A 25,140-nucleotide genomic window follows, 5' to 3' on the forward strand; every position below is an offset into this window, starting at 1 on the left:
GGCAAACTGTTGCGAGGTCTGCGCTATCACGCACCGGGGACCGCCGTGCGGGCCGCGACCGATCGTGCCGACCCAGTGTCGAAGACCTCGATGACGACGTCGTCATCGAGGTATCCGCCCAGGCGATGCAATCCGGGGGTGGCCGCGATGACCGCGTTGGCGGCATCGCCGGATAGCGGATAGTCGGCTACCGGGTGGCGCCAGTGCGCGGCAACCACCGTGGTCGGTGACGGCAACCGCGGCAGCTCACGGTCCAGCAACTCCCGCAGTTCCGCGGCCTCGAAGTAGTAGCCGATCTCGGAGATCACCACCAAGTCGAAATCGGATGCCGGCCAGGGCGCGTCGAGAGACCGGCGCAGCAGCGTCACACCGCTGCGCCGCCCGCATTGATGTAGTCGGGCGGCGGCCTGCTCGAGCGCTGCCTCGGCGATATCGATGGCTGTCACGTGATCGCAGCGCGCAGTCAACTGCTCGGTGAGGACGCCTATCGAGCACCCCGGCTCGAACGCATGGCGATACCGTTCGTGCGGCAGCAACGCCACGGTGATCGCGTACTTGCGGCGTTCGTACCACCGCGACGCGAGTTGCCAAGGGTCCGCGGAGGTCTCGTACATGCCGTCGAAGTAGCCGTCAGGCGGGCCGGGCGTCACCGGAACACCACCTCACCGACACTCTGCAGCCGCGCCAGCACATGCCGGGGCAATACCGGATCCCGGTTTGCGCCACCAGGAACGAGTTGACTCTGGAAAACCTCCGTTGCCAGTCGCTTGCGCTGTGCTGCATCTGGATCCGGCACCACCCGAGCCGCGTGCTGCCACGGGATGCCCGCCTGGCCGAGACGTGCCCAGTGCCACATCCAGACCGGATACTCCACCAGCACGGAATCGGTGCGGGACACGGCAACCGCGGCGGCGCGACCCACGGCTTCGTGATCGGGGTGCCCGTCGCCGCGCCAGGTGGCCGCGCACCACGTGCCGGCACCCCGAGCGCTCAGATGAGTGCTCAGGATGTCGGCCAGACGGGATTCCTGATCGGCCAGGCCACCGTCGGGAAGCCCGAGGAACGTCGGCTGGGGCAGGCCCAGCACGGCGGCCGCGCGCCGTGACTCGTTGCGCCGGCACCGTTCGAGTTTCGCTCGCTCGGTAACCGATAGGTCGGGCCAGGCGGCGCCGCCGTCGCTCGCGATGATCGTCTGAACCGTGACCCCGCGAGCGGCGATGCTCAGTGCGGCCGCGCCGAAGCCGAGTGTCTCGTCATCGGGATGCGGTGCCACCACGACCAGGCCGGGGCACAGCTCGAGCGGCAGGCGGGGGAGCCCGCGTTGCCAGGGGAGCCATTCTTCGGTGGCGGTCCCTCTCTCGCTGAGGGGCACCCGGGCGAACCGCGACGAGTTGCTGGCGGTGTCCGGTGTCATCGGCCCACCAGGTTGCCGAGTGTCGCCAGATCCCTCTCGGCGTGACTCTGCCTGACGTACATGCTCAGATCGGCGACGCGACGGGCGTGCGCGGCATCCAGAGCCAATGGCGCCGGGCCCAGGGCACGGCCGGAGCGGCCGATGACCTCGTCGACAGCCCATTCCACCACCGCCCTCAACCGCCGGGCCGCGGTCTCGCCCTGATCGCTGATCGGCTCGGCGTCGATCTGTTCGGCGGTGCTGGCGAGCAGAGCCTGGGCTGCGGCGAGTGCGGCGTCGACCGCACCGAGATGAGCTGCGGCGTGCGGATCTTCGCAGCCGCTTGCCTTTTTCTCGGCCACCGCACGGTAGAGCGGTGCAGCAACGGCCCGGGCGGCGCCCAGCCAGCATGCGCTGACCCCTGCTGCGCCGTGCCAGAAGCCCGGCCGGCGCAGATAGTCGCCCGGATCCCCGACCGGGATGGCCGGCGCGGCGGTGAACTGGACCGACCGGGTGTCCGAGGCTGCCATGCCCGTGTTGCGCCAGCTGCTCGGCAGCGGCTGAACGCCCGAAGCGGTCAGATCGACGGCGTAGAGGCCGCGGTCGCCCGCGGTGGTGGTGGTGGCGGTGACCAGTGCGTCCGAGCAGATGCCCGCACCCGAACACCACGCTTTGGTGCCGCTCAGGGTGACCCGGTCGCCGGCGCGGTGCGCCTGCACCGTCGCATGCGGGGTCTCGGCGGCCCAGACACCCCACAGGCGACCGGCCCTCACGGGCGGCCCCTTCAGCTCGGCGAGAATGGCAACAGCATCGGTGTGGGCTTCGGCGAGTCGGCCGGCCACCACGTCGGCCTCGCAGAACGCGGCAAGTTTGCGCCAGCGCAACAGGGTTCGCCCCGAACCGGGCAGTGGAAGGTCGAGTTCACCGGCGTCCAGCCAGCGCCGTACCAGGCCCGGTGTCATGCGGGGCCGCTCGCCTGTGCGGCCAGCATGCCGCGCAGATGGGCCGCGAATCCGGCTGGGGCACGGCCAATCTGACGCGCTGAGGTGAGCACCGAAAGTCCTGTGTCCCGGCGGATGCGATATCCGGCCAGCTCGAAACGGCGCACCAGATCGACATCCTCGGCGCTCGCCAACGGGGCGAAACCGCCGACGCGCCAATACGCGTCTGCCGTGAATCCCATGTTCGCGCCGTGGATGTGCTCATGATCGCCACGGCCGGGATGAATCTTGGAGTGATAGGCGCGAAGGTAACGGCGGGCTGCCGCAGCCGGGATGTCCCGCCAGCTGTTGACACGGACGACGCCGAGCACCATATCGGCGTTCGCGGTGAGCTGGCGGAGTAACCAGTTCGCATCGACTCGACTGTCGGCGTCGGTCGTCGCATACCATGTGGTCCCGCACCCGACGTCGCCGTCGATGTGCGTGTGGGCGTAGGAGAACCCCGCGGCGCGCGCTACGCCGACATTGCGGGCATCGACCGGAATGAAGTGGACATTCGGCCCGAATCGGCTGTCCAGCACACCACTTCCGTCGTCGCACGAGTCCAAGACCACGACGATGTCGACGGGTATCTGCACCCGGGCGGCAGCCACGAGTACCGCCCTCAGGCATCCGGGCAACGCCGACGCCTCGTTGTGGGCGGGTATCACGACAACCGCTTGGGCGAAACCTCCTTGGATCACGCCTATTCAGATAGCCACTGAAAGCGCATTTCACACCACGGACAGGTAGCGCTGCGTGATCACCCGCTGGATCAGCGAGGCGACCGGCGCCCCGACCTGGCTCCACCACGTCGCGGGTGTGGAAAACGCCACCACCTCGGCGTGCACGGATTCATCGGCGGGCTGGAAACGCACGCCGAACATCTCTTCGCCCGACACCGCATGGCCGGGCAGACTTCCGTAGGCGAAACCACGCCGGTTGGGCTCGTCGATCACATAGACCACCCGGCACGGCGCGTTGAACGGTCCCAGCCGGCCCAGTACATCCGTGCCGACCTCGGCCACCTCGGTGGTGGCCGAGACCCGCAGTCCGGCACCACGCAGCATCCCGTAGCGCATCACCGCACCGGCCGCCTGCTCAAAACGGGCCCGCCCGCTGCCGATCCGCGAGGACAACCGGACGTGGTGATAGCCGACCGGCAGGTCCGCCGCGGTCGCACCGACCTCAGTGTAGGTCAACGGGCGGCCGGCCAGGTCGCTGAGCTTCACGGATCCACCTTGCCATCTGCGCCGTCGTCGGCGGGTCATGTGCGCCGCTCCTCCTGATCGCTCGTGCCTCGCTCTGCATCGTCGTCGGCGGGGTCATTGGGTTCCGTACTGTCGAGGAGGTAACTCGCCGACATCCGGCGGCATACGGTAACCAGGTGGCAGAGGACATGACGGCGATCGGTGAAACCGTGGCGGCACTGCACCCCGGCGGAGGATTCAACCCGCCGGAACCGACCACCAAGGGTGGCCCCGACTACGGGCGGTTCATCGGGGCGGTGCGTGATCTGCAGGATCGTGCCCGCGCTGTCGACGCGCCCGACGAGGTGATCACCAGGGCCGCCGACCTGCTGGAGCAGGTCTCGACGCTGCTGACGCCCTACGACGCCGACGAATGGACGGCGCCATCGGGTCGGCGGATGGACCTGCCGATGCGCGGCAGCATCGTCAGCATCCCCAACGAAACGGAGGTGGGCGCGGACGGGCGGCTACGCGGCTGCGCCCGGTTCCGGCGCTATCACCTGGGCCGCAACGGGGCCGTGCACGGCGGCTTCATCGCGCACCTCTTCGATTCGGTGCTGGGCAAGACCTCGTTCCTGGTCACCGGCGGGCCTTACCAGCGGACCGCATATCTGCACGTCAACTACCGCAAGATCGTGCCGATCGAGAAAGAACTGCAGGTCGACGCCGGGGTGCTGCGCACCGAGGGCCGCAAGATCTACGTCGACGTCCGGCTCTGCGACGGCGACGAGCTGCTCGCCGACGGTGAGGGGCTGTTCGTGCTGCTGAAACCGGGACAGCCGTGAAACGTCGGTTGCGCCAGTGGGCGCGGCTGCGTGACCGGCTGCGGGAGCGACCGGTCGCCGACTTCGGCTACCGCGTGGTGGTGGGCGTCGTCGGGCTGGCCGTGCTGCTGGTCGGGATCGTTGCCATCCCGTACCCGGGCCCGGGCTGGGCGATCGTGTTTCTCGGACTGGCGATCCTGGCCACCGAGTTCTACTGGGCGCACCGCGCCCTGACGTTCACCCGCGGCCGCTACGACGGTGCGATGGTGTGGTTCCGCAGGCAGGGCTGGTGGGTGCAGGCGCTCGGCGCGGTGTTCACCGCCGCGGTGGTGGTGACCACGCTATGGCTGGTCGGCGCGGTGGGCTGGTCTGCGGGACTACTGGGCTTGGATCATCCCGCATTGGACAGCCCCATCGGCCTCGGTGCCTGACCAGCGCCCCGATAGCATGGTCGCGTCCGACCGCAGACATCTGCGGTGTTCGACTGTGTCCGTATCTGCCGAAAGAGGCCAACGATGAGCGCCCCCGTACACCCCGCCCCAGCAGCCCCGATCCGGGTGCCTGCCGGGACTACCGCGGGCGCGGCGGTGCGCGACGCCGGACTGCCGGGCCGTGGTGAACCCGGCGCGATCGTCGTCGTTCGCGACGGCGAGGACAAGCTGCGTGATCTGAGCTGGACGCCCGACGTCGACGTCGAGGTCACCCCGGTGGCCGCCGACACCGACGAGGGCCGCAGCGTGATCCGGCATTCGGCTGCCCACGTGCTGGCCCAGGCGGTACAGGAACTCTTCCCCCAGGCCAAGCTGGGCATCGGGCCGCCGATCACCGACGGCTTCTACTACGACTTCGACGTGCCCGAGGCGTTCACGCCCGAGGACCTGGAGAAGCTCGAAAAGCGCATGCAGAAGATCGTCAAGGACGGCCAGCTGTTCTCGCGACGGGTCTACGAGTCCAAAGACGAAGCCCGAGCCGAACTCGCGAGCGAGCCATACAAGCTCGAGCTGGTAGACGACAAATCCGGTGACGCCGACATCATGGAAGTCGGCGGCGACGAATTGACCGCCTACGACAACCTCAACCCCCGGACCCGTGAACGGATTTGGGGTGACCTCTGCCGCGGGCCGCACATCCCCACCACCCGCTACATTCCTGCGTTCAAGCTGACCCGCAGTTCGGCCGCGTACTGGCGGGGTGACCAGAACAACGCCAGCCTGCAACGCATCTACGGCACCGCATGGGAGTCGCAGGAGGCCCTGGACCGCCACCTCGAGTTGCTCGAAGAGGCTGCGCGCCGCGACCACCGAAAGCTCGGCGTCGAGCTGGACCTGTTCAGTTTCCCCGACGAATTAGGTTCTGGCCTACCGGTTTTCCATCCCAAGGGTGGCATCATCCGGCGAGAGCTGGAGGACTATTCACGCCGCAAACACGAGCAGGCCGGCTACGAGTTCGTCAACACGCCGCACATCACCAAGGAACAGCTCTACATCACCTCGGGGCACCTGGAGTGGTATGCCGACGGCATGTTCCCGCCGATGCACATCGACGCGGAGTTCGACGAGGACGGGACGCTGCGCAAACCGGGTCAGGATTACTACCTCAAGCCGATGAACTGCCCGATGCACCACCTGATCTATCGGTCGCGGGGCCGGTCGTATCGGGAACTTCCGTTGCGGCTCTTCGAATTCGGCTCGGTGTACCGCTACGAGAAGTCCGGGGTGGTGCACGGCCTGACCCGGGTCCGCGGCATGACGCAGGACGACGCGCACATCTACACCACCCGCGAGCAGATGCGCGACGAACTGGCCTCGCTGCTGCAGTTCGTCCTCGACCTGCTGGCCGACTACGGGCTCAACGACTTCTATCTGGAGCTCTCGACGAAGAACCCCGAGAAGGCCGTCGGCTCCGACCAGATGTGGGAGGAAGCCACCGAGACCCTGCGTGAAGTCGCCGAGGCATCCGGCCTGCATCTGGTGCCCGATCCTGGTGGTGCGGCGTTCTACGGGCCCAAGATTTCCGTGCAGGTCAAAGACGCGCTGGGCCGCAGCTGGCAGATGTCGACCATCCAGCTCGATTTCAATATGCCCGACCGGTTCGAGCTGGAGTACACCGCCGCCGACGGAACCCGCAAGCGACCGGTGTTGATCCACCGCGCGCTGTTCGGTTCGATCGAGCGGTTCTTCGGGGTGCTCACCGAGCACTACGCGGGCGCCTTCCCGGCGTGGCTGGCGCCGGTGCAGGTGGTGGCGATCCCCGTCGCCGAGGGTCACCTGCCGTATCTGGAAGATGTTGCCGCGGAGCTGAAATCACGCGGGGTGCGCGTCGAGGTCGATTCCAGCGATGATCGGATGGCCAAGAAGATCGTCAACCACACCAACCAGAAGGTGCCGTTCATGTTGCTCGCGGGAGACCGCGACGTCGACGCCGGCGCGGTGAGCTTCCGGTTCGGTGACCGCAGTCAGATCAACGGAGTGCCCCGTCATCAGGCGGTCGCGGCGATCGTGAAGTGGATCGCCGACCGTGAGAATACCGCTCCCACAGCCGAACTGGTGAAGGTCGACGGTGTCTGAGGACTCGATCGTCGACCGGGGTGTCGGTGAACCCGACCGCCTGCAGCGCCTGTGGACCCCACACCGGATGAGCTACATACTCGATGTGCCGGCGCAGCAGAAGTCGTCCGAACCCTCAGCGCCGTTCACCGAGATCCCCACCCTGCCCGACGAAGACGGCCTCGTGGTCGCCCGTGGCGAGCAGGTCTACGTGGTGCTCAACCTCTACCCGTATAACCCCGGCCACCTGATGGTGGTGCCCTACCGGCAGGTGTCGGAGCTGGAAGACCTCACCGCGGGTGAAAGCGTGGAGCTGATGGCCTTCACCCAGAAGGCGATTCGCGTCATCAAATCGGTGTCGCATCCGGACGGGTTCAACGTCGGGCTCAACCTCGGCAAGTCGGCGGGCGGGTCGCTGGCCGAGCACCTGCACATGCATGTGGTGCCGCGCTGGGCCGGCGACGCCAACTTCATCACGATCGTCGGAGAGACCAAGGTCATCCCGCAGTTGCTGCGCGACACCCGCCGACTGCTGGCCGAGGAATGGGCCGGCCAGCCGTGAGCGACTTCTACCTGATGACCCGCGCGGCGTACGCCAAGCTCAGTACGCCGTTGGCCAAGGGGGCACTGAAGATCGGGCTGACCCCCGACATGGTCACGATCATCGGCACCGCGGGATCGGTGCTGGCCGCGCTGACCCTGTTCCCGATCGGTCAATTGTGGTGGGGCACGCTGGCCGTCTGGTTCTTCGTGCTCGCCGACATGCTCGACGGGGCGATGGCCCGCGAGCGCGGCGGTGGCACCCGCTTCGGTGCCGTCCTCGACGCCACCTGTGATCGCATCAGCGACGGCGCGGTGTTCTGCGGGTTGCTGTGGTGGGCGGCATTCGGGCTGCGGAGCTCGTCGCTGGTGGTAGCGACGCTGATCTGTCTGGTGACCTCGCAGGTGATCTCGTATGTCAAGGCCCGTGCCGAGGCCAGCGGCCTGCAGGGCGGTGGCGGTCTCATCGAGCGCCCCGAGCGGCTGATCATCGTGCTGGTGGGCGCCGGCCTCGCCGACCTGCCGTACTTCCCGATGCCGGTGGTGCTGCACGTCGCCATGTGGTTGCTGGCCGTCACCAGCCTGGTGACGGTGGGCCAGCGGGTGCATTCGGTGCGAAGCAGTCCGGGCGCGATGGACAAGATCGCACCGGCCAGCTCGCCTCCCGCCGGTGACGAGTCTGGAGGCACCGAGCAGTGATCAGCACACCGGCGCAGCTGTGGACAGCGGGCCGCAGGCGGCTCCCGCGCGGCGCGCATCTCAGCGACCTGGGCTACGCCGCGGGTTGGCGGTTGGTGCGGGCGATGCCGGAGTTCGTGGCGCGCAACGCTTTCGACGCAGGGGCGTGGTATGCCGCGCAGGGCGGCGGGCCCGGGCAGCTGCGCAAGAACCTGGCCCGGGTGATCGGCACGACTCCCGCCGAGGTGCCGGATTCGCTGGTTCGTGCTTCGCTGGCCTCTTACGCCCGATACTGGCGGGAGGCATTCCGGTTGCCGACGATGGACCTTGAGGCCGTCGCGCGTCGCCTCGCCGAGCTGGTGATCGGTTCCGAGCACGTCGATGCGGCCTTCGAGGCCGGCCGCGGTGTCGTGCTGGCGCTTCCGCACAGTGGGAACTGGGACATGGCCGGGGTGTGGCTGGTCCACCACAGCGGCACCTTCACGACCGTCGCCGAGCGGCTCAAGCCCGAGTCTCTCTACCAGCGCTTTCTCGACTACCGGGAGAGCCTCGGCTTCGAGGTGCTGCCGCTCAACGGCGGCCAGTGCCCGCCGATGGAAGTGCTCGCCGAACGGCTGCGCGCGAATCGGGCGGTGTGCTTGATGGCCGACCGTGATCTCACGAAGTCCGGTGTGCAGGTTGACCTTTGTGGTGAACCGACGCGACTGCCGGCCGGGCCGGCGAAGTTGGCGATCGAGACCGGTGCGGCGCTGCTGCCCGCGCACGTCTACTACCAGGGCGATGACTGTGTCGTCCACATCTTCCCGCCGCTGGATTGCTCCAGCGGCGACGTCGGCGTCATCACCCAGAAGTTGGCCGACCGTTTCGGCGCGAACATCGCGGCGCACCCCGAGGATTGGCACATGCTGCAACCGCAGTGGCTGGCCGACCTGTCCGACGAGCGGCGGGCTCGCTTGGCGGATGGAGACGGGCGGACTTGATGCGGATCGGCATGGTCTGCCCGTACTCGTTCGACGTGCCCGGCGGGGTGCAGTCGCACATCCTGCAGCTTGCCGAAGTGATGCGTGACCGGGGCCATGAGGTCAGCGTGCTGGCGCCGTCGTCGCCGCATGTCGAGCTACCGGACTACGTCGTCTCCGGCGGGAAGGCGGTGCCGATTCCCTACAACGGCTCGGTGGCCAGGCTGCGGTTCGGCCCCGCCACCCACCGGCAGGTCAAAAGGTGGCTCGCACACGGCGACTTCGACGTACTGCACCTGCATGAACCCAACGCGCCCAGCCTGTCCATGCTGGCGCTGCAGGCGGCCGAAGGCCCGATCGTGGCGACCTTCCACACCTCGACCACCAAGTCGCTGACGCTCAGCGTCTTCCAGGGCATCTTGCGGCCCTATCACGAAAAGATCGTCGGCCGGATCGCGGTATCCGATCTGGCCCGGCGCTGGCAGATGGAGGCGCTGGGCTCCGACGCGGTCGAGATCCCCAACGGCGTCGACGTCGCCGCCCTGAAGTCGGCGCCGCTGTTGGCGGGCTACCCGCAGCCGGGCAAGACAGTGCTGTTCCTCGGTCGCTTCGACGAGCCCCGCAAGGGCATGGCGGTGCTGCTCGGCGCGTTGCCCGCGCTGGTGGAGAGGTTCGCCGACATCGAGATCCTGATCGTCGGGCGCGGCGACGAGGACGAGCTGCGAGACAAGTGCGGTGACCTGGCGGGCCATCTGCGATTCCTCGGTCAGGTCGATGACGCCGAGAAGGCGGCCGCATTCCGCAGCGCCGACGTGTACTGCGCTCCGCACACCGGCGGTGAAAGCTTCGGCATCGTGCTGGTCGAGGCGATGGCCGCGGGCACTCCGGTGGTGGCCAGCGACCTCGACGCCTTCCGTAGGGTGCTGCTCGACGGAGAGGCCGGCCGGCTGGTTCCCGTCGACGATTCCGCGGCGCTGGCCGACGCACTGATCGAGGTCCTCGACGACGAGGCCCTGCGCCGGCGTTACGTCGCGGCGGCCGAGGTCGCGGTGCGCCGCTACGACTGGCCGGTGGTGGCCGACCAGATCATGCGGGTCTACGAGACGGTGGCAGGCGGGGGTGCCAAGGTGCGGGTGGCGGGATCGGCGGGTAAGAGCGAAGCGACCCGGGATGTGACCTGAGATGGCTGCGGGCTTGTACTGGACATTGACCGTGCTGCTGATCGTCGTGCTGGTGGTCAGTGCCCTGCTGGCCTACCAGACCGCCACCCGGCTGGACCGTCTGCACGTCCGCTACGACCTGTCCTGGCAGGCGCTCGACGGGGCGCTGGCCCGCCGCGCGGTGGTCGCCCGTGCGGTGGCCGCCGATACCTACCGCGGACGCCCCGAGGGCAAGCGGCTGGCCGCACTGGCCGACGCCGCCGAACGTGCACCGCGCTCCGGCCGCGAGGCCGCCGAGAACGAGCTGTCGGCGGCGTTGGCCATGGTTGATCCGACGGAGATGCCGGTGGCGCTGGTCGCCGAGCTCGCTGATGCCGAAGCCCGGGTGTTGCTGGCCAGGCGGTTTCACAACGACGCCGTGCGCGACACCTTGGCGCTGCGGGAACGTCGTCCGGTCCGGTGGCTGCGACTGGGCGGAACGGCACCGTTGCCCAGCTACTTCGAGATCGCCGAGCGGGGCGATACGGCGCCGGCCGACACCGCCGAGCAGGTGGACCGCCGGACCTCGGCGCGGGTGGTGCTGCTCGACGAGCGGGGCGCGGTGTTGCTGTTCTGCGGGTCCGACCCCGCGGTGACCGGGGGTGTGGCCCCGCGGTGGTGGTTCACCGTCGGTGGCCAAGCTCTGCCGGGGGAGCGACTGGTCGACGCCGCAGTCCGGGAGATCGCCGAGGAGACCGGACTGCGGGTCGACCCGGCTCAGATGGTCGGGCCGGTCTGGCGCCGCGATTCGCTGATCGACTTCAACGGGGCCGTCCTGTCCAGCCAGGAGTTCTACTTCGTGCATCGCACCGCCCGGTTCGAACCGACCGCGGCCGGGCGCACGCAGCTGGAACTGAGGTACATTCACGGCCACCGCTGGTGTGATTCCGCCACGATCGATCAGCTGGCCGCGGCTGGGCAGACGGTGTATCCGCTGCAGCTCGGCGAGCTGCTCGTGGAGGCGAACCGGCTGGCCGACGGACACGGCGGCGAGGCCGCGAAGGAGTTGCACCCGATCCGCTAAGCAGCGGACATATTCGGTTTGGCATCGCCGTTTAGACTGGATCCGTATCAAACGAAGGGACTGACAGTGGATACCGGAGCTACCGCCGCTGGAACCAACGGCTCGGGCAGCGCCGCGCAGACCGGTACCGCTCGGGTCAAGCGCGGCATGGCGGAGATGCTCAAGGGCGGCGTCATCATGGACGTCGTCACTCCCGAGCAGGCGCGCATCGCCGAAGGCGCGGGCGCGGTGGCCGTCATGGCGCTGGAGCGCGTCCCGGCCGACATCCGCGCCCAGGGGGGCGTGGCCCGGATGAGTGACCCGGATCTGATCGAGGGCATTATCTCCGCGGTCACCATCCCGGTGATGGCCAAGGCCCGCATCGGGCACTTCGTCGAGGCGCAGATCTTGCAGAGCCTCGGTGTCGACTACGTCGACGAGTCCGAGGTGCTGACTCCGGCCGACTACACCCACCACATCGACAAGTGGCGATTCACCGTTCCCTTCGTCTGCGGGGCGACCAACCTGGGCGAGGCGCTGCGCCGGATCACCGAAGGCGCGGCGATGATCCGCTCCAAGGGCGAGGCGGGCACCGGTGACGTCTCCAACGCGACCACGCACATGCGCTCCATCGGAGCCGAGATCCGGCGGCTGTCGTCGCTGTCGGAGGACGAGCTCTACGTCGCGGCCAAGGACTTGCAGGCACCCTACGAGCTGGTCGTGGAGGTTGCCCAGGCCGGCAAGCTGCCGGTGACGTTGTTCACCGCCGGTGGTATCGCCACCCCCGCCGACGCCGCGATGATGATGCAGCTCGGCGCCGAGGGCGTGTTCGTCGGCTCCGGGATCTTCAAGTCCGGCGACCCCGCGGTGCGGGCGGCCGCCATCGTCAAGGCCACCACCTTCTACGACGACCCCGACGTGTTGGCGCGGGTGTCGCGGGGGCTGGGTGAGCCCATGGTCGGGATCAATGTGGAGGAGATCGCGGAGCCGCACCGACTGGCCCAGCGCGGCTGGTAACCGTTCGTGGCGATCGAAGAAATCCTCGACCTGGAGCAGCTCGAGGTCAACATCTACCGTGGCGGGGTGTTCAGTCCCGACTCCGGTTTCCTGCAACGCACGTTCGGCGGCCACGTGGCAGGCCAGTCCCTGGTGTCGGCTGTGCGCACCGTCGACCCCGCGTTCCAGGTCCACTCGCTGCATGGCTACTTCCTGCGGCCAGGTGACGCCAGGCACCCCACGGTGTATCTCGTGGAGCGGCTGCGCGATGGCGGATCGTTCGTCACCCGCCGGGTCAACGCGATTCAGCACGGCGAGACCATCTTCTCGATGTCGGCGTCGTTCCAGACCGACCAAAGCGGCATCGAGCACCAGGACGAGATGCCCGCCGCCCCGCCGTCCGACAACCTGCCCGGATTCATCTCCAAGGGCGGGGTGTTCGACGACGCCGGGTTCTCCCAGTTCGCCGAGTGGGACGTCCGCATCGTCCCGCGCGATCAGGTGGTCCGCCTGCCCGGCAAGGCTTCTCAGCAGCAGGTGTGGTTCAGACACAAGGAACCGCTGCCCGACGATTACGTCCTGCACATCTGCGCGCTGGCCTATATGAGCGATCTGACGCTGCTCGGTTCGGCGCAGGTCAATCACGTCGAAGAGCGCAAACACCTGATGGTCGCCTCGCTGGACCACGCCATGTGGTTCATGCGCCCGTTCCGGGCCGACGAGTGGCTGCTGTATGACCAGTCCTCGCCGTCGGCGTGCGGCGGGCGGTCACTCACCCAGGGCAAGATCTTCAACCAGTACGGCGAAATGGTCGCGGCCGTCATGCAGGAGGGGCTGACGCGCTACAAGCGCGGATACACCGGCCCGTGACCGTCCGGGTGGGCGTACTGGCACTGCAGGGCGACACCCGGGAGCATCTGGCCGCCTTGCGGGCGGCCGGCGCCGAGGTCGGCACCGTACGCCGCCGCAGCGAACTCGGCACAGTGGACGCTCTGGTCATCCCCGGTGGCGAGTCGACGACGATGAGTCATCTGCTGCGCGAATTCGATCTGCTGGATCCGCTGCGGCAGCGCCTCGCCGACGGCATGCCCGCCTACGGTTCGTGTGCCGGCATGATCCTGCTGGCCAGCGAGATCCTCGACGCGGGCGCCCCCGGTCGCGAGGCAGTGCCACTGGGGGGTATCGATATGACGGTGCGGCGCAACGCATTCGGGCGCCAGGTCGATTCCTTCGAGGGCGACATTGCCTTCGAAGGCCTGAACGGGCCCGCGCACGCGGTCTTCATCCGGGCACCGTGGGTGGAGCGGGTCGGGCCGGGCGTGCAGGTCCTGGCCCGCGCCGAGGACCACATTGTGGCCGTGCGGCAGGGCCGGGTGCTGGCCACCGCCTTCCACCCCGAGATGACCGGCGATCGCCGGGTGCACAAGCTCTTCGTCGACATCGTGACCGGCCGGCACTGAGCCCCGCGACACCACATTTGCCAGCCGATCAGCTGGTGGCGGGCCCGTCAGAACGTCCGTCCACGACGACACCGGCCGCGGCCTCGAGGGGCTTGATCGCCGAGGTGAAATCCGACTCCGGACCTTCTTCGTTCATGACCTGTTCCCAGAGCCGTCCCACGGCCGAAGCGACCTCCGTTGGCAGACCCAGCGCTTCGGCCTCCTCCAGATAGAGCCGGACGTCCTTGACCATCAGGCCGGTGGCGAACCCGTAGTCGAACGTGCGCGGCAGAATCGATTTGGGAAACTTGTCGCGGCTGGCGTTGGTGGCGCCCGACCCGGCGTTGATCACGTCGATCATCACCGACGGATCCAGGCCCGCCTTCACGCCCATCACGACCACCTCGCACGTGGTGGCCAGCGCGGTGGCGGCCAATAGATTGTTCACCAGTTTCATCGTCTGTCCCGCGCCGGATTTGGTGTCGACGAAGAACGGTGTGCCGAGCTGGGAGAGTACGGGCTCAACCAGGTCGTACTCAGGGCGAGGACCCGAAACCATCAGCGCCAGTGTGCCTTTCGCGGCCCCGCCGACACCGCCGCTGACCGGGCTGTCGAGCATGGCGATGCCGCGGGCGGCCAGCAGGGCCTGAATCTGTTGTGCGGCCGCGGCACCCACGGTGGACAGGTCGACGAAACGTTTGATGCGACGGCCGCCGATCACCCCGTCGGGGCCGGTGGCGACGTCGCGGGAGGCCTGCACCGACGGCAGGCTCGCGAGCACCGTTTCGCTGCGGTCTGCCACGTCGCGTGGCGAGGTGGCGGCCTGTGCACCGAGCGCCACGGCAGCCGCGACGGTCTCGGGCCGGGTGTCGAACACGACCAGCGGGTGGCCGGCCTCGAGCAGTCGGGCCGCCATCGGGAAGCCCATATTGCCCAGTCCGACGAACCCGATGTCCATGGTCGCGCCGCTCATAGGGCGTCGAGTTCGGCGAAGGCCTCCCGGGCGACACGGAAGCCGTCGACCGCCGCCGGCGCGCCGGCGTAGATCGCGACCTGCAGGAGAATTTCCCGAATCTCCTCGCGGGTGACGCCGTTGGTCAGTGCGCCGCGGACATGGGTTTTCAGTTCGTGCGGTCGGTTCAGCACTGAGATCATCGCCAGGTTCAGCATGCTACGGGTCTTGAGCGGCAGCTCCTCGCGGCCCCACACCGCGCCCCAGCAGTACTCGGTGAGCAGATCCTGCAGGGGCTTGTTGAAGCTGTCGGCCTCCCGCTCGGCCTTGGTGACGTACTCCTCGCCGAGCACCGCGGCGCGGATCTGTCGTCCCTTGTCGTATGTCGCCTGATCCATGTCTTCCTCGTCTGTTCGCCTGCCGGAACTTCATGATCGCATTGCCGTGCGAGGACCACTTTCACTGACTTGAGTCATTGACGTTCGGGTTGCGCGCGTACTACGAAGGCGGGCGAGACGCGAGGAGAGCCGATGACCCCTGAACAGGATCTCGACACGATTCCACGACTGGACTTCGCCGACCTGCCGATGGTCGCCGACCGGGCCGCCGGCTGGGCGGTGCTGCGCGACGCCGGGTTGGTGGCGGGCCGCATCGGTGCCTCGGCTCCAACCTGGCCCGGCTCGGACTGAAATTGGTGCTCACCGAGTGGCTGCGCCGCATCCCCGATTGCGAGGTGGCTCCCGGGTTCGATCCGGTGGTCGAGTGGCCGGCCCCTCGCTCGCGCTGCCGAAACTACCGCTGGTGTCCGGCTGCACTCAGCACGGGTAGCACCAGCCGCGACGCCGAAGCCACGGTGTTGATACTGCTGGTGCCCACACTGGCGTGCCGGAAGTTCATGATCGCCGGCGTGTCGGGATCCTGATCGTCACTGGTGATCGTCACCTGGATACGATGACCGACGGCGAATCGACGAGCATTGGCTACCAATGGAATTCGGTATTCCACGTCGTCGCCGATGGGTACCGCTACCGGGCGCCGGCACGGCAGCACGGGCGCGCCGGGCCGGCTGGCCGCCTCGTCGACCTCCCGCAGGCTGGCCCGCAACCAGCCGGCGGTGACATCGGCCTCGGTACTACCGTCCGGGGCCACGTCGGCCAGCGTGATGATCCACGCGGTGTCGGCGGCGGTGGCGCTGGCGATCAGTCGCAGCTCGATGTCGCCGACGATGTCGAGGGTCTCGGTCAGCGGTGCGCTGGTCCACGTCAACGATGACGGGGGATCGATCTGGCTGGGCTTGGCCCGCCCCAGGCCGGCACCCAGCGCCATGAATTGCCTTGCACCAGAGGTACCTTCGTCGGCCTCGAGCCCGCCGTCGGCGCGCAGGGCCAGTTCGCGATGCTCGCCGGCCGGCGGCCATGAATCGGCGGTGCGCCACCCGTCGGCGCCAGGTAGGACGTAGCGGATGGCAGGACCGTCCAGGATTCCGGTATCGCGGTCCTTGAGCCAATGGTCGTACCAGGCCAGCGCCTCGACGTGCAGGCTCTCCCACGGCCAGGTGAGGCCGTACTCGCCGAGCATGCCCATCCGCACCGACGGGCTGTTGGTCAGCTCCTTAAACGTCGGGAATGTCGATGGTAGGTGCAGCGGCACGTTCTGCCAGTCGCAACCCAAATAGACGGGGATATTGACGTTTTCGAGTAGCGGCAGCAGATTTCGTTCGTCCCACCAGGCGTCGCGCACGGGATGGCGCACCGCCGTGTCGAGCCACAGGTCGTCCCACGGATGCGGATCGTGCGGCAGCTTCAGCAGTCCGCGCATCATCGTCACCGCCGCCTCACCGTTCATCGTGGCGAACTTGTGGTGCAGCGGCTTGGTGTTGAGCACCCAGCGCGCCAAACCTAATGGACGGCTGCGCCAGAACGAGTCGCTGCGGGCGGCGGTCAGGCCCAGCATCGACAGGAACGGCGTCACGAACGACGCGCTGAACAGGCCGTGGTGCACCGCGGCTTCGTACAGGTCGGTGGTGACCGCGACCGGGAAGATGGCCCTGAGGTGCGGTGGGCGTTCGACGGCGGCCTCCAGCTGGGTCATCGCGAAATAGCTGATGCCGATCATCCCGACGTTGCCGTCGCACCACGGCTGGGCAGCCACCCACTCCACGAGGTCGTACATGTCGCGGCGCTCCTGGGCGTCGAAGAAACCGAACTCGCCCCCGGATCCGCCGGTGCCGCGCAGGTTGGCGATCACGTGCCCGTAGCCGCGCGGCACCCAGAAGTCGGTCGCGCCGGCCTCGATGAATCCGGCCGGGGCGCCGAGGTCCTGGATCTGTCGGGGGTAGGGCGAGGCGGCGATCAGGGCGGGGAAGCGGCCGTCAGCGTTCGGGCGGTGCACGTCGGCGAGCAGATCGATGCCGTCGCGCATGGGGATGGCGACGTTGCCATCGGTAATCGTGGCGTGGGTCGGCGTACTCAGGTTGCGGTACTGCCGACCGGTGGTCTGCGGCCCGTTGAGCGGTCGCTGGCCGGCCTCGGTGCCGGAGACGGTGGGGATCGCCATCGTCGACTCCTTTTTCACGTGTTGCTGAGACTAGTTTCACGCTACGATGAAACTAGTCTCAGCACAATATGAAATTCATGGTGAGGTGGATCCATGCCGAAGAGGTCGACAACGCCGGGACCCCGCGACGAGAAGGGCGTCCTGGCCGCCCGGATCCTCGGCGCCGCGCGCGATGAGTTCGCTCAGCACGGCTCGGCGGGCACCACCATCCGGGCGGTAGCGCGGGCGGCCGACGTGGACCCAGCCCTGGTGTATCACTACTTCGGCTCCAAGGAGGGCCTGCTCGACGCCGCGACGAACCCGCCGGCGCGCTGGCTGGAGAACGTCGCGCAAACCTGGACGACCCCGGTGCCGCAGCTCGGCGGCGCGCTCTTGCGGCTGATGCTGAGCGCCTGGGCCGACGACGAGATCGGCCCGATCTTGCGGGCGGTGCTGCAGACCGCGGCGCATGAGCCGAGCACCCGCGAGAAGCTGCGCAGGGTCGTCGAGAGCCAGCTGATGGGGGTGTCGCAGCTGGGCGTCGACGAACATGACCGGCTCAAGCGCAGCGGACTGATCTCGTCGCAGATCATGGGATTGGCGATGATGCGCTACATCTGGAAGATCGAACCCGTCGCCTCGATGAGCCCAGACGAGGTGGTCGCGGCGGTCGCGCCGAACCTGCAGCGCTACGTCGAGGGCGACCTGGGTTAGTCGCAGCTGCCCTCGCCGGACGGGTCGACGTGCGTCGACCAGTAGACTCGTCGGGTTACACCAGAACACCAAAGACGGAGAAGGACCCGATGAGCGGCCATTCCAAGTGGGCTACCACCAAGCACAAGAAGGCCGTCGTCGACGCCAAGCGCGGCAAGATGTTCGCCAAGCTGATCAAGAACATCGAGGTTGCGGCACGCGTCGGCGGCGGTGACCCGGCGGGGAACCCGACCCTGTACGACGCGATCCAGAAGGCCAAGAAGTCCTCGGTGCCCAACGACAACATCGAGCGGGCCCGCAAGCGCGGCGGCGGTGAGGAGGCCGGCGGCGCCGACTGGCAGAACATCACCTACGAGGGTTACGGGCCCAACGGTGTCGCGGTGCTCATCGAGTGCCTCACCGACAACCGCAACCGGGCCGCCGGTGAGGTCCGGGTCGCGATGACCCGCAATGGCGGCAACATGGCCGACCCGGGCTCGGTGGCCTACCTGTTCTCCCGCAAGGGCGTGGTGACGCTGGAGAAGAACGACCTGTCCGAGGACGACGTGCTGCTGGCGGTGCTGGATGCCGGCGCCGAGGAGGTCAATGACCTCGGCGACAGCTTCGAGGTGATTTCCGAGCCGACCGACCTGGTCGCGGTGCGCACCGCGCTGGTGGATGCCGGCATCGACTACGACTCCGCCGAGGCGGGCTTTCAGGCCTCGGTGACTGTGCCGCTGGACGCCGACGGCGCCCGCAAGATCATGAAGCTCGTCGACGCGCTGGAGGACAGCGACGACGTGCAGGACGTGTACACCAATGCCGACATCCCCGACGAGGTCCTGGTCCAGATCGAGGAGTGAGCTCAGGCCGGATGCACGCTGACCGGCAGCCCTGAGTAGCGCGTCATCCCGGTCGGCGGGTCAAGGTCGTCCTTGCTCGTCAAGACATTGACGTTCGCGTCGGCGTGACCGTGCGGCACCGACACCACGCCGGAGCGCACCGACGGGTCCAGTTTCGCGACGCCGGTGAGTTCGCCGTGTTCGGTGCGCACCAGCACTGCCTGGCTCTCGGAGACTCCGGCCGCCGCCGCATCCTCGGGGTTCAGGACGACTTCGGCGCGCTCGCCGAGGAACTCCAATTGGGTATTGAGCCTTCGCAATTGGCGGCGCGGCACCAGCACCGGGCCGGTGGTCTGGCGCAGGCCGTGCAGCTGGTCGATCAGAACTTTCGGTGCCAGCCGCCATCCGCCGAGCCGCTCGACGTGACGCTGCACCCACGCCGCGGGCAGCTCGCGCTGGGCTTCGGCCCAGCCGGTGGCGACCAGATCGTCGTAGCCGGTGCGGCCGCCGGAGTTGAGCGCGGCCAGCATCTGCTCGTCGGTCATCGCGGGGTCGGCCACGTCGTGGCCCAACCGCTTGCCGATCTCGGCGAGCACCCACCACATCGACCGGCGCTGGCCGACCGGATCGGTCACCGCCGGGGTGTGCTGCGCGGAGATCCGCGTGCTCATGAAGTCCCACAGCGTGATGTCGGGCCGCTCGAGCTGGCCTTTGGTCGGCAGTACGTGGGTCGACATCGCCGTCGTCTCGGTCGGCAGGATCTCGGCGGTGGCCAGCACCTCGAGCTTGTGTAGTGACGGCCGCAGCGTGTCCGCCGCGGGGAACCCGGTCAGCAGGTTGCCGCCGAGGTTGATCAGCGCACGGATGTTGCCGGCTTCGATCTCGTCGCCCAATGTGGCGCATGGCCATTCCCGCATGAACGCGGTCGTCTCCGGCCGGCTGCGCGGTCCGGGCCTGGTCTTGCCCTCCGGCGGGGCGATCGGCAATTCGAACGATTCGAGCTGATAGCCGAATCCGGGGTGGAACCACATCCCGCCGGGGGTGTTCATCGAGCCGGTCAGTATCAACAGCGCCCACGAAAACCATTGCGTCACATTTGCACTCGCCGACATGGTGACGCCGGTGCCGGTGTCGATCGCGAGATGCCCGGCCCGGCGTACCGCGGCGAGCAGATCATCGAGATCGGTCTGCGTCACATCGGCGAGCGCTGCGGTGTGTTCGGCGGTGAACGGTTCGACCGCGGCGGTCAGCGCGGCGACATCCTGGACAGGGATGTCGGGGTTGCCACCGCTGCGCAGGATTTCGCGCACCAGGAAGCCCAGAATCGCGTAGTCGGTGCCCGGTCGCGGCGCCAGGTGGCGGGTCGCCAGCCGTGCGGTCTCGGTGCGGCGGGGGTCCACGACCCACAGCTGTGCGCGCTTGGCCAGCTCACGGAACAGTCCGCGGGGATTCGGCATTCCCAGGGTATGGCCATGGGAAACAACAGGATTGCTGCCGATCAGGATGACCAGATCGGCACTGTCGTAGTCCGGTCGGGCGGTCAGCCCCGATGAACCGCCCATTAACTCGGCGACCAGGACCTTCGCGGTGCCGTCGATGGTGAGCGGGCTGAACTTCGCCGGTGTGCCGATCGCGCGGTGCAGTGCCTCTGCGGTGCGGTAGCCGACCGCATCCATCCAGACGCCGGTGCCGAAGTTGATGGCGACCGCGGCGGGCCCGTACTCGGCGATGATCTCGCGCAGCCGGGTGCCCAGATCGTCCAGGCAAGTCTCCCAGCTGGTTTCGGTCAATTGCCCGTCGATGCGCAGCATCGGCTGCTCGAGCCGGTCGGGATGGTGGTGAATCTGCGGCAGCGCGCGGCCTTTCGGGCAGGTGTAGCCCCGGGAGAACGGATGCTCGCCGTCACCGTGGACGGCGAGCACGTGATCACCGTCGATCTCGACCAGGATGCCGCACACCGATGTGCACACCCGGCAGAAACTTCGCACAACGCGGGCCGCTCCCGTGTCCATGGGGAAAACCGTACGCCGCAAGGATGGCCGAGGTTACCGACCCCGACGGGAACGCCGGGCCCGGCTACAGCGGATACAGCCGGTTCAGGTTGACCACGATGGCCTCCTGGGTGCTGCGCGCGATGACGACGACGGCCGGCTCGTCGGGGTCCGGGTTCTCCTCGCGGTGCGGCAGGTGAGGCGGCACGAACACGTAATCGCCCGGCTCGGTGCGGATCCGCACCTCCTCGACACCATCGTGGAAGACGAACTCCGGGTGGCCGCTGCGGACGAAGATCGCTGTCTCCGACTCCCCGTGGTGATGGTTGGCCGACGCCACACCGGGCCCGACGTGCGTCTCACCCATCCACAGCTTCTCCGACCCGACCGACGTGCCGCTGATCGCAGCGAACCGTTGCATCCCATCGGTCTGGCCGGTGCCGCCGTCGAGGCCGTCGGCCCTCACATGCCGCACCCGGTTGCGCATCGGCCCGGCACCCGAGAGCTCGGGATGGAATGCATCGGATCCGGCCATGGTCCGACGATAGCCGCGTGGCGTGTCCTGCCCGGTGTCGTCGGCCCGGCCCGCTACTGTGATCGAACAACTGTTCGCAGTCGGGAAGGTGATCCGTGCGGGTGATGGGAGTCGACCCGGGGTTGACGCGCTGCGGCCTCTCGGTGATCGAGAGCCGGGGCGGGCGCCATGTCATCGCCCTGGACGTCGATGTGGTGCGCACCTCGTCCGACGAGCCGTTGCAGAACCGGCTGCTTGCCATCAGCGACGCCGTCGACCATTGGATGGACACCCACCTCCCCGACGTCATCGCCATCGAGCGGGTGTTCGCCAACCAGAACGCCAACACCGCGATGGGTACCGCCCAGGCCGGCGGGGTGATCGCGCTGGCGGCCGCCCGCCGCGAGATCGACGTGTATTTTCACACCCCCAGTGAGGTCAAGGCCGCCGTCACCGGGAACGGGCGGGCCGACAAGGCGCAGGTCACCGCGATGGTCACCCGGATTCTGCAGCTACAGCAGAAGCCGACACCGGCTGATGCCGCCGACGCACTGGCCCTGGCGATCTGCCACTGCTGGCGCGCCCCGATGATTGCCCGGATGGCCAAGGCCGAGGCGATGGCCGCCGAGCAGAAGCGTGCCTATCAGGCGCGGCTGAAGGCGGCGAGATGATCTCCTCGGTGCGCGGCGAAGTCCTCGACATCGCCCTCGACCACGTCGTCATCGAAGCCGCCGGCGTCGGCTACAAGGTGATGGCCACCCCGTCCACCCTGGCCACCCTGCGGCGCGGCACCGAGGCCCGGCTGATCACCGCGATGATCGTCCGGGAGGACTCCCAGACGCTGTACGGGTTCGCCGACGCCGATGCCCGCGACCTGTTCTCGACCCTGCTCGGGGTGTCCGGGGTCGGCCCGAAGATCGCACTGGCGACGTTGGCCGTCTACGACGCGACCGCGCTGCGCCAGGCGCTGGCCGACGGCGACGTGACCGCCTTGACGCGGGTGCCCGGTATCGGCAAGCGTGGTGCCGAACGGATGGTGCTGGAACTGCGGGACAAGATCGGAGCGGCGTCCGGCGGCGCGGGTGTCGCCGCGGCCACCGGCCATGCCGTGCGCGCGCCCGTCGTGGAAGCCCTTGTCGGGCTTGGCTTCGCGGCCAAGCAGGCCGAGGAGGCGTGCGACAAGGTGTTGGCCGGTGACCCGGATGCGACCACGCAGAGCGCACTGCGGGCGGCGCTGTCGATGCTGGGCAAGAAATGAGCCGATTCGACGAGGGCGAGGACGACGATCTCGAACGTGACGTCTCCCCGGCACTGACGGTCGGTGAAGGCGATATCGACGCCAGCCTGCGACCGCGCTCGCTGCGCGAGTTCATCGGCCAGCCGCGCGTGCGCGAACAACTGCAGCTGGTCCTCGAAGGCGCCAAGAACCGAGGCGGCACACCGGATCACATCCTGCTCTCCGGTCCGCCCGGGCTGGGCAAGACCTCGCTGGCGATGATCATCGCCGCCGAACTGGGCACCTCGCTGCGCGTCACCTCCGGGCCGGCCCTGGAACGCGCCGGCGACCTGGCCGCGATGCTGTCCAACCTCGTCGAGCACGACGTGCTGTTCATCGACGAGATCCATCGCATCGCCCGTCCCGCCGAGGAGATGCTGTACCTGGCGATGGAGGACTTCCGGGTCGACGTGGTAGTCGGCAAAGGCCCCGGGGCGACATCGATCCCGCTGGAGGTGGCGCCGTTCACCCTGGTCGGCGCGACCACCCGGTCCGGCGCGCTGACCGGACCGCTGCGGGACCGGTTCGGGTTCACCGCGCACATGGATTTCTACGAGCCGGTCGAACTGGAACGGGTGCTGGCCCGCTCGGCGGGCATCCTGGGCATCGAGTTGGGCGCCGAGGCGGGCGCCGAGATCGCCCGCCGCTCGCGGGGCACGCCGCGCATCGCCAACAGGCTGTTGCGCCGCGTGCGCGACTACGCCGAGGTGCGCGCCGACGGGGTGATCACCCGCGATATCGCCAAGGCGGCGCTGGCGGTCTACGACGTCGACGAACTCGGCCTCGACCGGCTGGACCGGGCGGTGCTCTCGGCGCTGACCAAGAGTTTCGGCGGCGGCCCGGTCGGGGTGTCCACGCTGGCCGTCGCGGTGGGGGAGGAAGCCACCACCGTCGAGGAGGTCTGCGAGCCGTTCCTGGTGCGTGCGGGCATGATCGCGCGGACGCCGCGTGGCCGGGTGGCGACACCGCTAGCCTGGACCCACCTCGGCATGGCGCCGCCGCCGCGGGCGGGTGGGCTGGGTCAGTCCGGCCTTTTCGACTGATGGGAGACCCGATGGTCATCGCTGCATTGGTCTTCGCCGGACTGGCCGCGCTGCTGCACGTCTACATCTTCACGATGGAATCCCTGACCTGGACCACGCCGCGCACTCGTGCGGTATTCGGTACCACCGCCGAGGAGGCCGACACCACCAAACTGATGGCCCTCAACCAGGGCTTCTACAACCTGTTCCTGGCCGTCGTCAGTGTCGTCGGCATCGCTGCAATCCTTTTGGGACATACCGGGATCGGTGCTGCGCTGATATTCGCCGGAGTCGGGTCCATGCTGGCCGCGGCGGTGGTGCTGCTGGCGTCCGCGCCGGACAAGGCGCGCGCCGCGGTGATCCAGGGTGCGTTCCCGTTGGTGGCGGTCGTGCTGCTGGTGATCGGGCTCATCTGACGTCGGCGCGGTAGCGAACCTGGTTGCCGCCGGCCCGTTTCGCGTCGTACATCGCCGCGTCGGCCTCGTCCACCAGCCGGGTGATCGTCGCCGGAACGGCGTCGCCGTCGATATCGGCCAGCTCCCGCACCGCCACCCCGACACTGGCGGTCACCCCACCCGGGGTGGCGGCGACGGCTTCCCGGATCCGTTCGGCACCGGCGGCGGGATCGCCGGACCCGGCCAGGTAGGCGAGCAGGAACTCCTCCCCACCCGGGCGGGCGACGACCGAATTCATCGCGCTCGCCCGCCGCAGATTGTCGGCGACCGCGACCAGGACGGCGTCACCATAGCCGTGGCCGTGGCGGTCGTTGATCTGCTTGAACCCGTCCAGGTCGACCATGATCACGGTCAGCCATTGCGGCTGCGACCTGTCCGCGGCGCCGATGAGTTGGATCGCGGACTGGTAGTAGCCGCGACGGTTGCGCAGTCCGGTCAGCGGGTCGGTGAACGAACGGTGTGCGTCGGCGGTCAGCATGTGCAGCAGAGCCTGCACGACCAGCGGAACCATGACCATGGTGGCCAGCGCGCCGATGCTGTGGCCGATCGCCATCATCGGGTCGCCGGGGGCCACCCGGAAGGACACCACGACGGTGGATACCGAGGCCGCGGCCAGCAGCGCCGTCGACAGTCGACCCGAATGGAAGAACGACAGATAGCCGGCCAACGGCGCGAAGGCCATGCCCCCGAACACGCCGGCGGCGGGATCGGTCGCGATCAACCCACCCGCGACGATGCAGGCGGTGGCCGTGACCGTGAAGACGGTCGACTGGCGCTCAGTGGGCCAGCGAATCGCCCAGAGGAGTGCCAGAACTGCACACGCGGCGGTGGTGCCGACCGACACCGCGACCGCGACGGTGCCCTTGGGGCCTGACGGGCTGGCCAGCATGATCGGTGGTACCAGTGCGAACGCGCCCATGACAGCGGCGATCGTGTAGCGCGTCGGCCGCTGCAGGCCGCGTGATTCCAGATAGGCCGACACCGTGTCGTATTGGTCCGGGCGTCGCCACCACTGCCGGACCGACGCCGCCATACCCACGTCGTTGTGCATATGCTCCCGAATCGCCCACAGCCCGCCCCCAAAGGCTGAAAGCCTGACGGGCAATAGTACTG

29 protein-coding genes are annotated in these 25,140 nt (G+C 68.3%); 18 read left to right on the forward strand and 11 right to left on the reverse strand.

Going from position 1 to position 25,140, the window contains the following annotated elements:
- Positions 1-26: 26 nt before the first annotated feature.
- From ORI27_RS21610 to ORI27_RS21630, 5 genes are read right to left on the reverse strand one after another with little or no spacing between them, the layout of a single operon-like run.
- Positions 27-650: an SAM-dependent methyltransferase gene (locus tag ORI27_RS21610; RefSeq protein WP_265999094.1), complete on the reverse strand. Its 624-nt coding sequence runs from the start codon at positions 648-650 to the stop codon at positions 27-29.
- Positions 647-1,414 (reverse strand): PIG-L deacetylase family protein, encoded by a 768-nt coding sequence (locus ORI27_RS21615; RefSeq protein WP_265999095.1) that lies wholly within the window; start codon positions 1,412-1,414, stop codon positions 647-649. Before ORI27_RS21615 ends, ORI27_RS21610 begins: the two co-directional genes overlap by 4 nt.
- The gene (locus tag ORI27_RS21620) at positions 1,411-2,355 is read right to left on the reverse strand and encodes an acyl-CoA dehydrogenase (protein WP_265999096.1); all 945 of its coding nucleotides are present in this window, start codon (positions 2,353-2,355) and stop codon (positions 1,411-1,413) included. The genes ORI27_RS21615 and ORI27_RS21620 overlap by 4 nt, the downstream gene beginning before the upstream one ends.
- The gene (locus tag ORI27_RS21625; RefSeq protein WP_265999097.1) at positions 2,352-3,077 is read right to left on the reverse strand and encodes a glycosyltransferase family 2 protein; all 726 of its coding nucleotides are present in this window, start codon (positions 3,075-3,077) and stop codon (positions 2,352-2,354) included. Before ORI27_RS21625 ends, ORI27_RS21620 begins: the two co-directional genes overlap by 4 nt.
- Before the next feature lie 30 nt (positions 3,078-3,107).
- Positions 3,108-3,605: a DUF1990 domain-containing protein gene (locus tag ORI27_RS21630; RefSeq protein WP_265999098.1), complete on the reverse strand. Its 498-nt coding sequence runs from the start codon at positions 3,603-3,605 to the stop codon at positions 3,108-3,110.
- A gap of 167 nt (positions 3,606-3,772) precedes the next feature.
- Here ORI27_RS21630 and ORI27_RS21635 point away from each other — a divergent pair, with 167 nt between their 5' ends.
- The 11 genes from ORI27_RS21635 to pdxT all read left to right on the forward strand — a co-directional run bounded on the left by ORI27_RS21635 (position 3,773) and on the right by pdxT (position 13,768).
- Entirely contained in the window at positions 3,773-4,408 is a 636-nt protein-coding gene (locus ORI27_RS21635) for a PaaI family thioesterase (RefSeq protein ID WP_265999134.1), read from the forward strand.
- Positions 4,405-4,818 carry a TIGR02611 family protein gene (locus tag ORI27_RS21640; RefSeq protein ID WP_265999099.1) on the forward strand — a complete coding sequence of 138 codons (414 nt, stop codon included), beginning with the start codon at positions 4,405-4,407 and terminating at the stop codon, positions 4,816-4,818. Before ORI27_RS21635 ends, ORI27_RS21640 begins: the two co-directional genes overlap by 4 nt.
- Positions 4,819-4,902: 84 nt before the next feature.
- On the forward strand, positions 4,903-6,954 hold the full coding sequence (gene thrS / locus ORI27_RS21645; protein WP_265999100.1) for a threonine--tRNA ligase: 2,052 nt from the start codon (positions 4,903-4,905) through the stop codon (positions 6,952-6,954).
- The gene (locus ORI27_RS21650; protein ID WP_265999101.1) at positions 6,947-7,495 is read left to right on the forward strand and encodes an HIT family protein; all 549 of its coding nucleotides are present in this window, start codon (positions 6,947-6,949) and stop codon (positions 7,493-7,495) included. The genes thrS and ORI27_RS21650 overlap by 8 nt, the downstream gene beginning before the upstream one ends.
- A complete protein-coding gene (gene pgsA, locus ORI27_RS21655) occupies positions 7,492-8,172 on the forward strand; it encodes a phosphatidylinositol phosphate synthase (RefSeq protein WP_323055647.1) in 681 nt (226 codons plus the stop codon). The genes ORI27_RS21650 and pgsA overlap by 4 nt, the downstream gene beginning before the upstream one ends.
- On the forward strand, positions 8,169-9,131 hold the full coding sequence (locus ORI27_RS21660; RefSeq protein ID WP_265999103.1) for a phosphatidylinositol mannoside acyltransferase: 963 nt from the start codon (positions 8,169-8,171) through the stop codon (positions 9,129-9,131). The genes pgsA and ORI27_RS21660 overlap by 4 nt, the downstream gene beginning before the upstream one ends.
- Complete coding sequence (locus ORI27_RS21665) at positions 9,131-10,291, forward strand: glycosyltransferase family 4 protein (RefSeq protein ID WP_265999105.1); 1,161 nt, start codon at positions 9,131-9,133, stop codon at positions 10,289-10,291. Before ORI27_RS21660 ends, ORI27_RS21665 begins: the two co-directional genes overlap by 1 nt.
- Position 10,292: 1 nt before the next feature.
- Positions 10,293-11,333, forward strand: a complete 1,041-nt coding sequence (locus ORI27_RS21670; protein WP_265999106.1) for an NUDIX hydrolase — start codon at positions 10,293-10,295, stop codon at positions 11,331-11,333.
- A 66-nt stretch (positions 11,334-11,399) separates the two neighbouring features.
- Entirely contained in the window at positions 11,400-12,329 is a 930-nt protein-coding gene (gene pdxS, locus ORI27_RS21675) for a pyridoxal 5'-phosphate synthase lyase subunit PdxS (RefSeq protein WP_265999107.1), read from the forward strand.
- A gap of 6 nt (positions 12,330-12,335) precedes the next feature.
- Positions 12,336-13,178: an acyl-CoA thioesterase II gene (gene tesB, locus ORI27_RS21680; protein ID WP_265999108.1), complete on the forward strand. Its 843-nt coding sequence runs from the start codon at positions 12,336-12,338 to the stop codon at positions 13,176-13,178.
- The gene (gene pdxT, locus ORI27_RS21685; RefSeq protein WP_265999109.1) at positions 13,175-13,768 is read left to right on the forward strand and encodes a pyridoxal 5'-phosphate synthase glutaminase subunit PdxT; all 594 of its coding nucleotides are present in this window, start codon (positions 13,175-13,177) and stop codon (positions 13,766-13,768) included. Before tesB ends, pdxT begins: the two co-directional genes overlap by 4 nt.
- 28 nt (positions 13,769-13,796) lie before the next feature.
- Here the strand turns inward: pdxT and ORI27_RS21690 are convergent, their stop codons facing one another.
- Together ORI27_RS21690 and ORI27_RS21695 are read right to left on the reverse strand one after the other, a co-directional pair.
- A complete protein-coding gene (locus ORI27_RS21690; protein ID WP_265999135.1) occupies positions 13,797-14,705 on the reverse strand; it encodes an NAD(P)-dependent oxidoreductase in 909 nt (302 codons plus the stop codon).
- 11 nt (positions 14,706-14,716) lie between these two features.
- Positions 14,717-15,097: a carboxymuconolactone decarboxylase family protein gene (locus ORI27_RS21695; RefSeq protein WP_265999110.1), complete on the reverse strand. Its 381-nt coding sequence runs from the start codon at positions 15,095-15,097 to the stop codon at positions 14,717-14,719.
- A 132-nt stretch (positions 15,098-15,229) separates the two neighbouring features.
- Between ORI27_RS21695 and ORI27_RS21700 the strand changes: the two genes are divergently transcribed.
- Positions 15,230-15,388 (forward strand): hypothetical protein, encoded by a 159-nt coding sequence (locus tag ORI27_RS21700; protein WP_265999111.1) that lies wholly within the window; start codon positions 15,230-15,232, stop codon positions 15,386-15,388.
- Between the two features lie 103 nt (positions 15,389-15,491).
- On the opposite strand, the gene ORI27_RS21710 is transcribed toward ORI27_RS21700, so the two are convergent.
- On the reverse strand, positions 15,492-17,255 hold the full coding sequence (locus ORI27_RS21710; RefSeq protein WP_265999112.1) for a CocE/NonD family hydrolase: 1,764 nt from the start codon (positions 17,253-17,255) through the stop codon (positions 15,492-15,494).
- A gap of 93 nt (positions 17,256-17,348) precedes the next feature.
- On the opposite strand from ORI27_RS21710, the gene ORI27_RS21715 reads away from it, so the two are divergent.
- Together ORI27_RS21715 and ORI27_RS21720 are read left to right on the forward strand one after the other, a co-directional pair.
- Complete coding sequence (locus ORI27_RS21715) at positions 17,349-17,948, forward strand: TetR/AcrR family transcriptional regulator (RefSeq protein ID WP_265999113.1); 600 nt, start codon at positions 17,349-17,351, stop codon at positions 17,946-17,948.
- Between the two features lie 89 nt (positions 17,949-18,037).
- Positions 18,038-18,790, forward strand: coding sequence for a YebC/PmpR family DNA-binding transcriptional regulator (locus ORI27_RS21720; protein ID WP_265999114.1), 753 nt, complete (start codon positions 18,038-18,040; stop codon positions 18,788-18,790).
- Between the two features lie 2 nt (positions 18,791-18,792).
- On the opposite strand, the gene ORI27_RS21725 is transcribed toward ORI27_RS21720, so the two are convergent.
- Together ORI27_RS21725 and ORI27_RS21730 are read right to left on the reverse strand one after the other, a co-directional pair.
- Positions 18,793-20,781, reverse strand: coding sequence for a molybdopterin-containing oxidoreductase family protein (locus ORI27_RS21725; protein ID WP_265999115.1), 1,989 nt, complete (start codon positions 20,779-20,781; stop codon positions 18,793-18,795).
- Positions 20,782-20,845: 64 nt separating this feature from the next.
- On the reverse strand, positions 20,846-21,295 hold the full coding sequence (locus ORI27_RS21730) for a cupin domain-containing protein (RefSeq protein WP_265999116.1): 450 nt from the start codon (positions 21,293-21,295) through the stop codon (positions 20,846-20,848).
- A gap of 95 nt (positions 21,296-21,390) precedes the next feature.
- Here ORI27_RS21730 and ruvC point away from each other — a divergent pair, with 95 nt between their 5' ends.
- The 4 genes from ruvC to ORI27_RS21750 are packed head-to-tail and all read left to right on the forward strand — an operon-like array spanning position 21,391 to position 23,988.
- The gene (gene ruvC / locus ORI27_RS21735) at positions 21,391-21,945 is read left to right on the forward strand and encodes a crossover junction endodeoxyribonuclease RuvC (RefSeq protein WP_265999117.1); all 555 of its coding nucleotides are present in this window, start codon (positions 21,391-21,393) and stop codon (positions 21,943-21,945) included.
- Entirely contained in the window at positions 21,942-22,532 is a 591-nt protein-coding gene (gene ruvA / locus ORI27_RS21740) for a Holliday junction branch migration protein RuvA (RefSeq protein WP_265999118.1), read from the forward strand. Before ruvC ends, ruvA begins: the two co-directional genes overlap by 4 nt.
- Positions 22,529-23,593, forward strand: a complete 1,065-nt coding sequence (ruvB, locus tag ORI27_RS21745; RefSeq protein ID WP_265999119.1) for a Holliday junction branch migration DNA helicase RuvB — start codon at positions 22,529-22,531, stop codon at positions 23,591-23,593. Before ruvA ends, ruvB begins: the two co-directional genes overlap by 4 nt.
- Positions 23,594-23,604: 11 nt before the next feature.
- Positions 23,605-23,988 carry a DUF1304 domain-containing protein gene (locus ORI27_RS21750; protein ID WP_265999120.1) on the forward strand — a complete coding sequence of 128 codons (384 nt, stop codon included), beginning with the start codon at positions 23,605-23,607 and terminating at the stop codon, positions 23,986-23,988.
- Here the strand turns inward: ORI27_RS21750 and ORI27_RS21755 are convergent.
- Complete coding sequence (locus tag ORI27_RS21755) at positions 23,981-25,060, reverse strand: GGDEF domain-containing protein (protein ID WP_266074019.1); 1,080 nt, start codon at positions 25,058-25,060, stop codon at positions 23,981-23,983. The two genes, ORI27_RS21750 and ORI27_RS21755, sit on opposite strands and share 8 nt — an antisense overlap.
- Between the last annotated feature and the right edge of the window lie 80 nt (positions 25,061-25,140).

It is taken from the genome of Mycobacterium pinniadriaticum, assembly GCF_026242045.1.
In the GTDB taxonomy this organism is placed as follows: domain Bacteria; phylum Actinomycetota; class Actinomycetes; order Mycobacteriales; family Mycobacteriaceae; genus Mycobacterium; species Mycobacterium pinniadriaticum.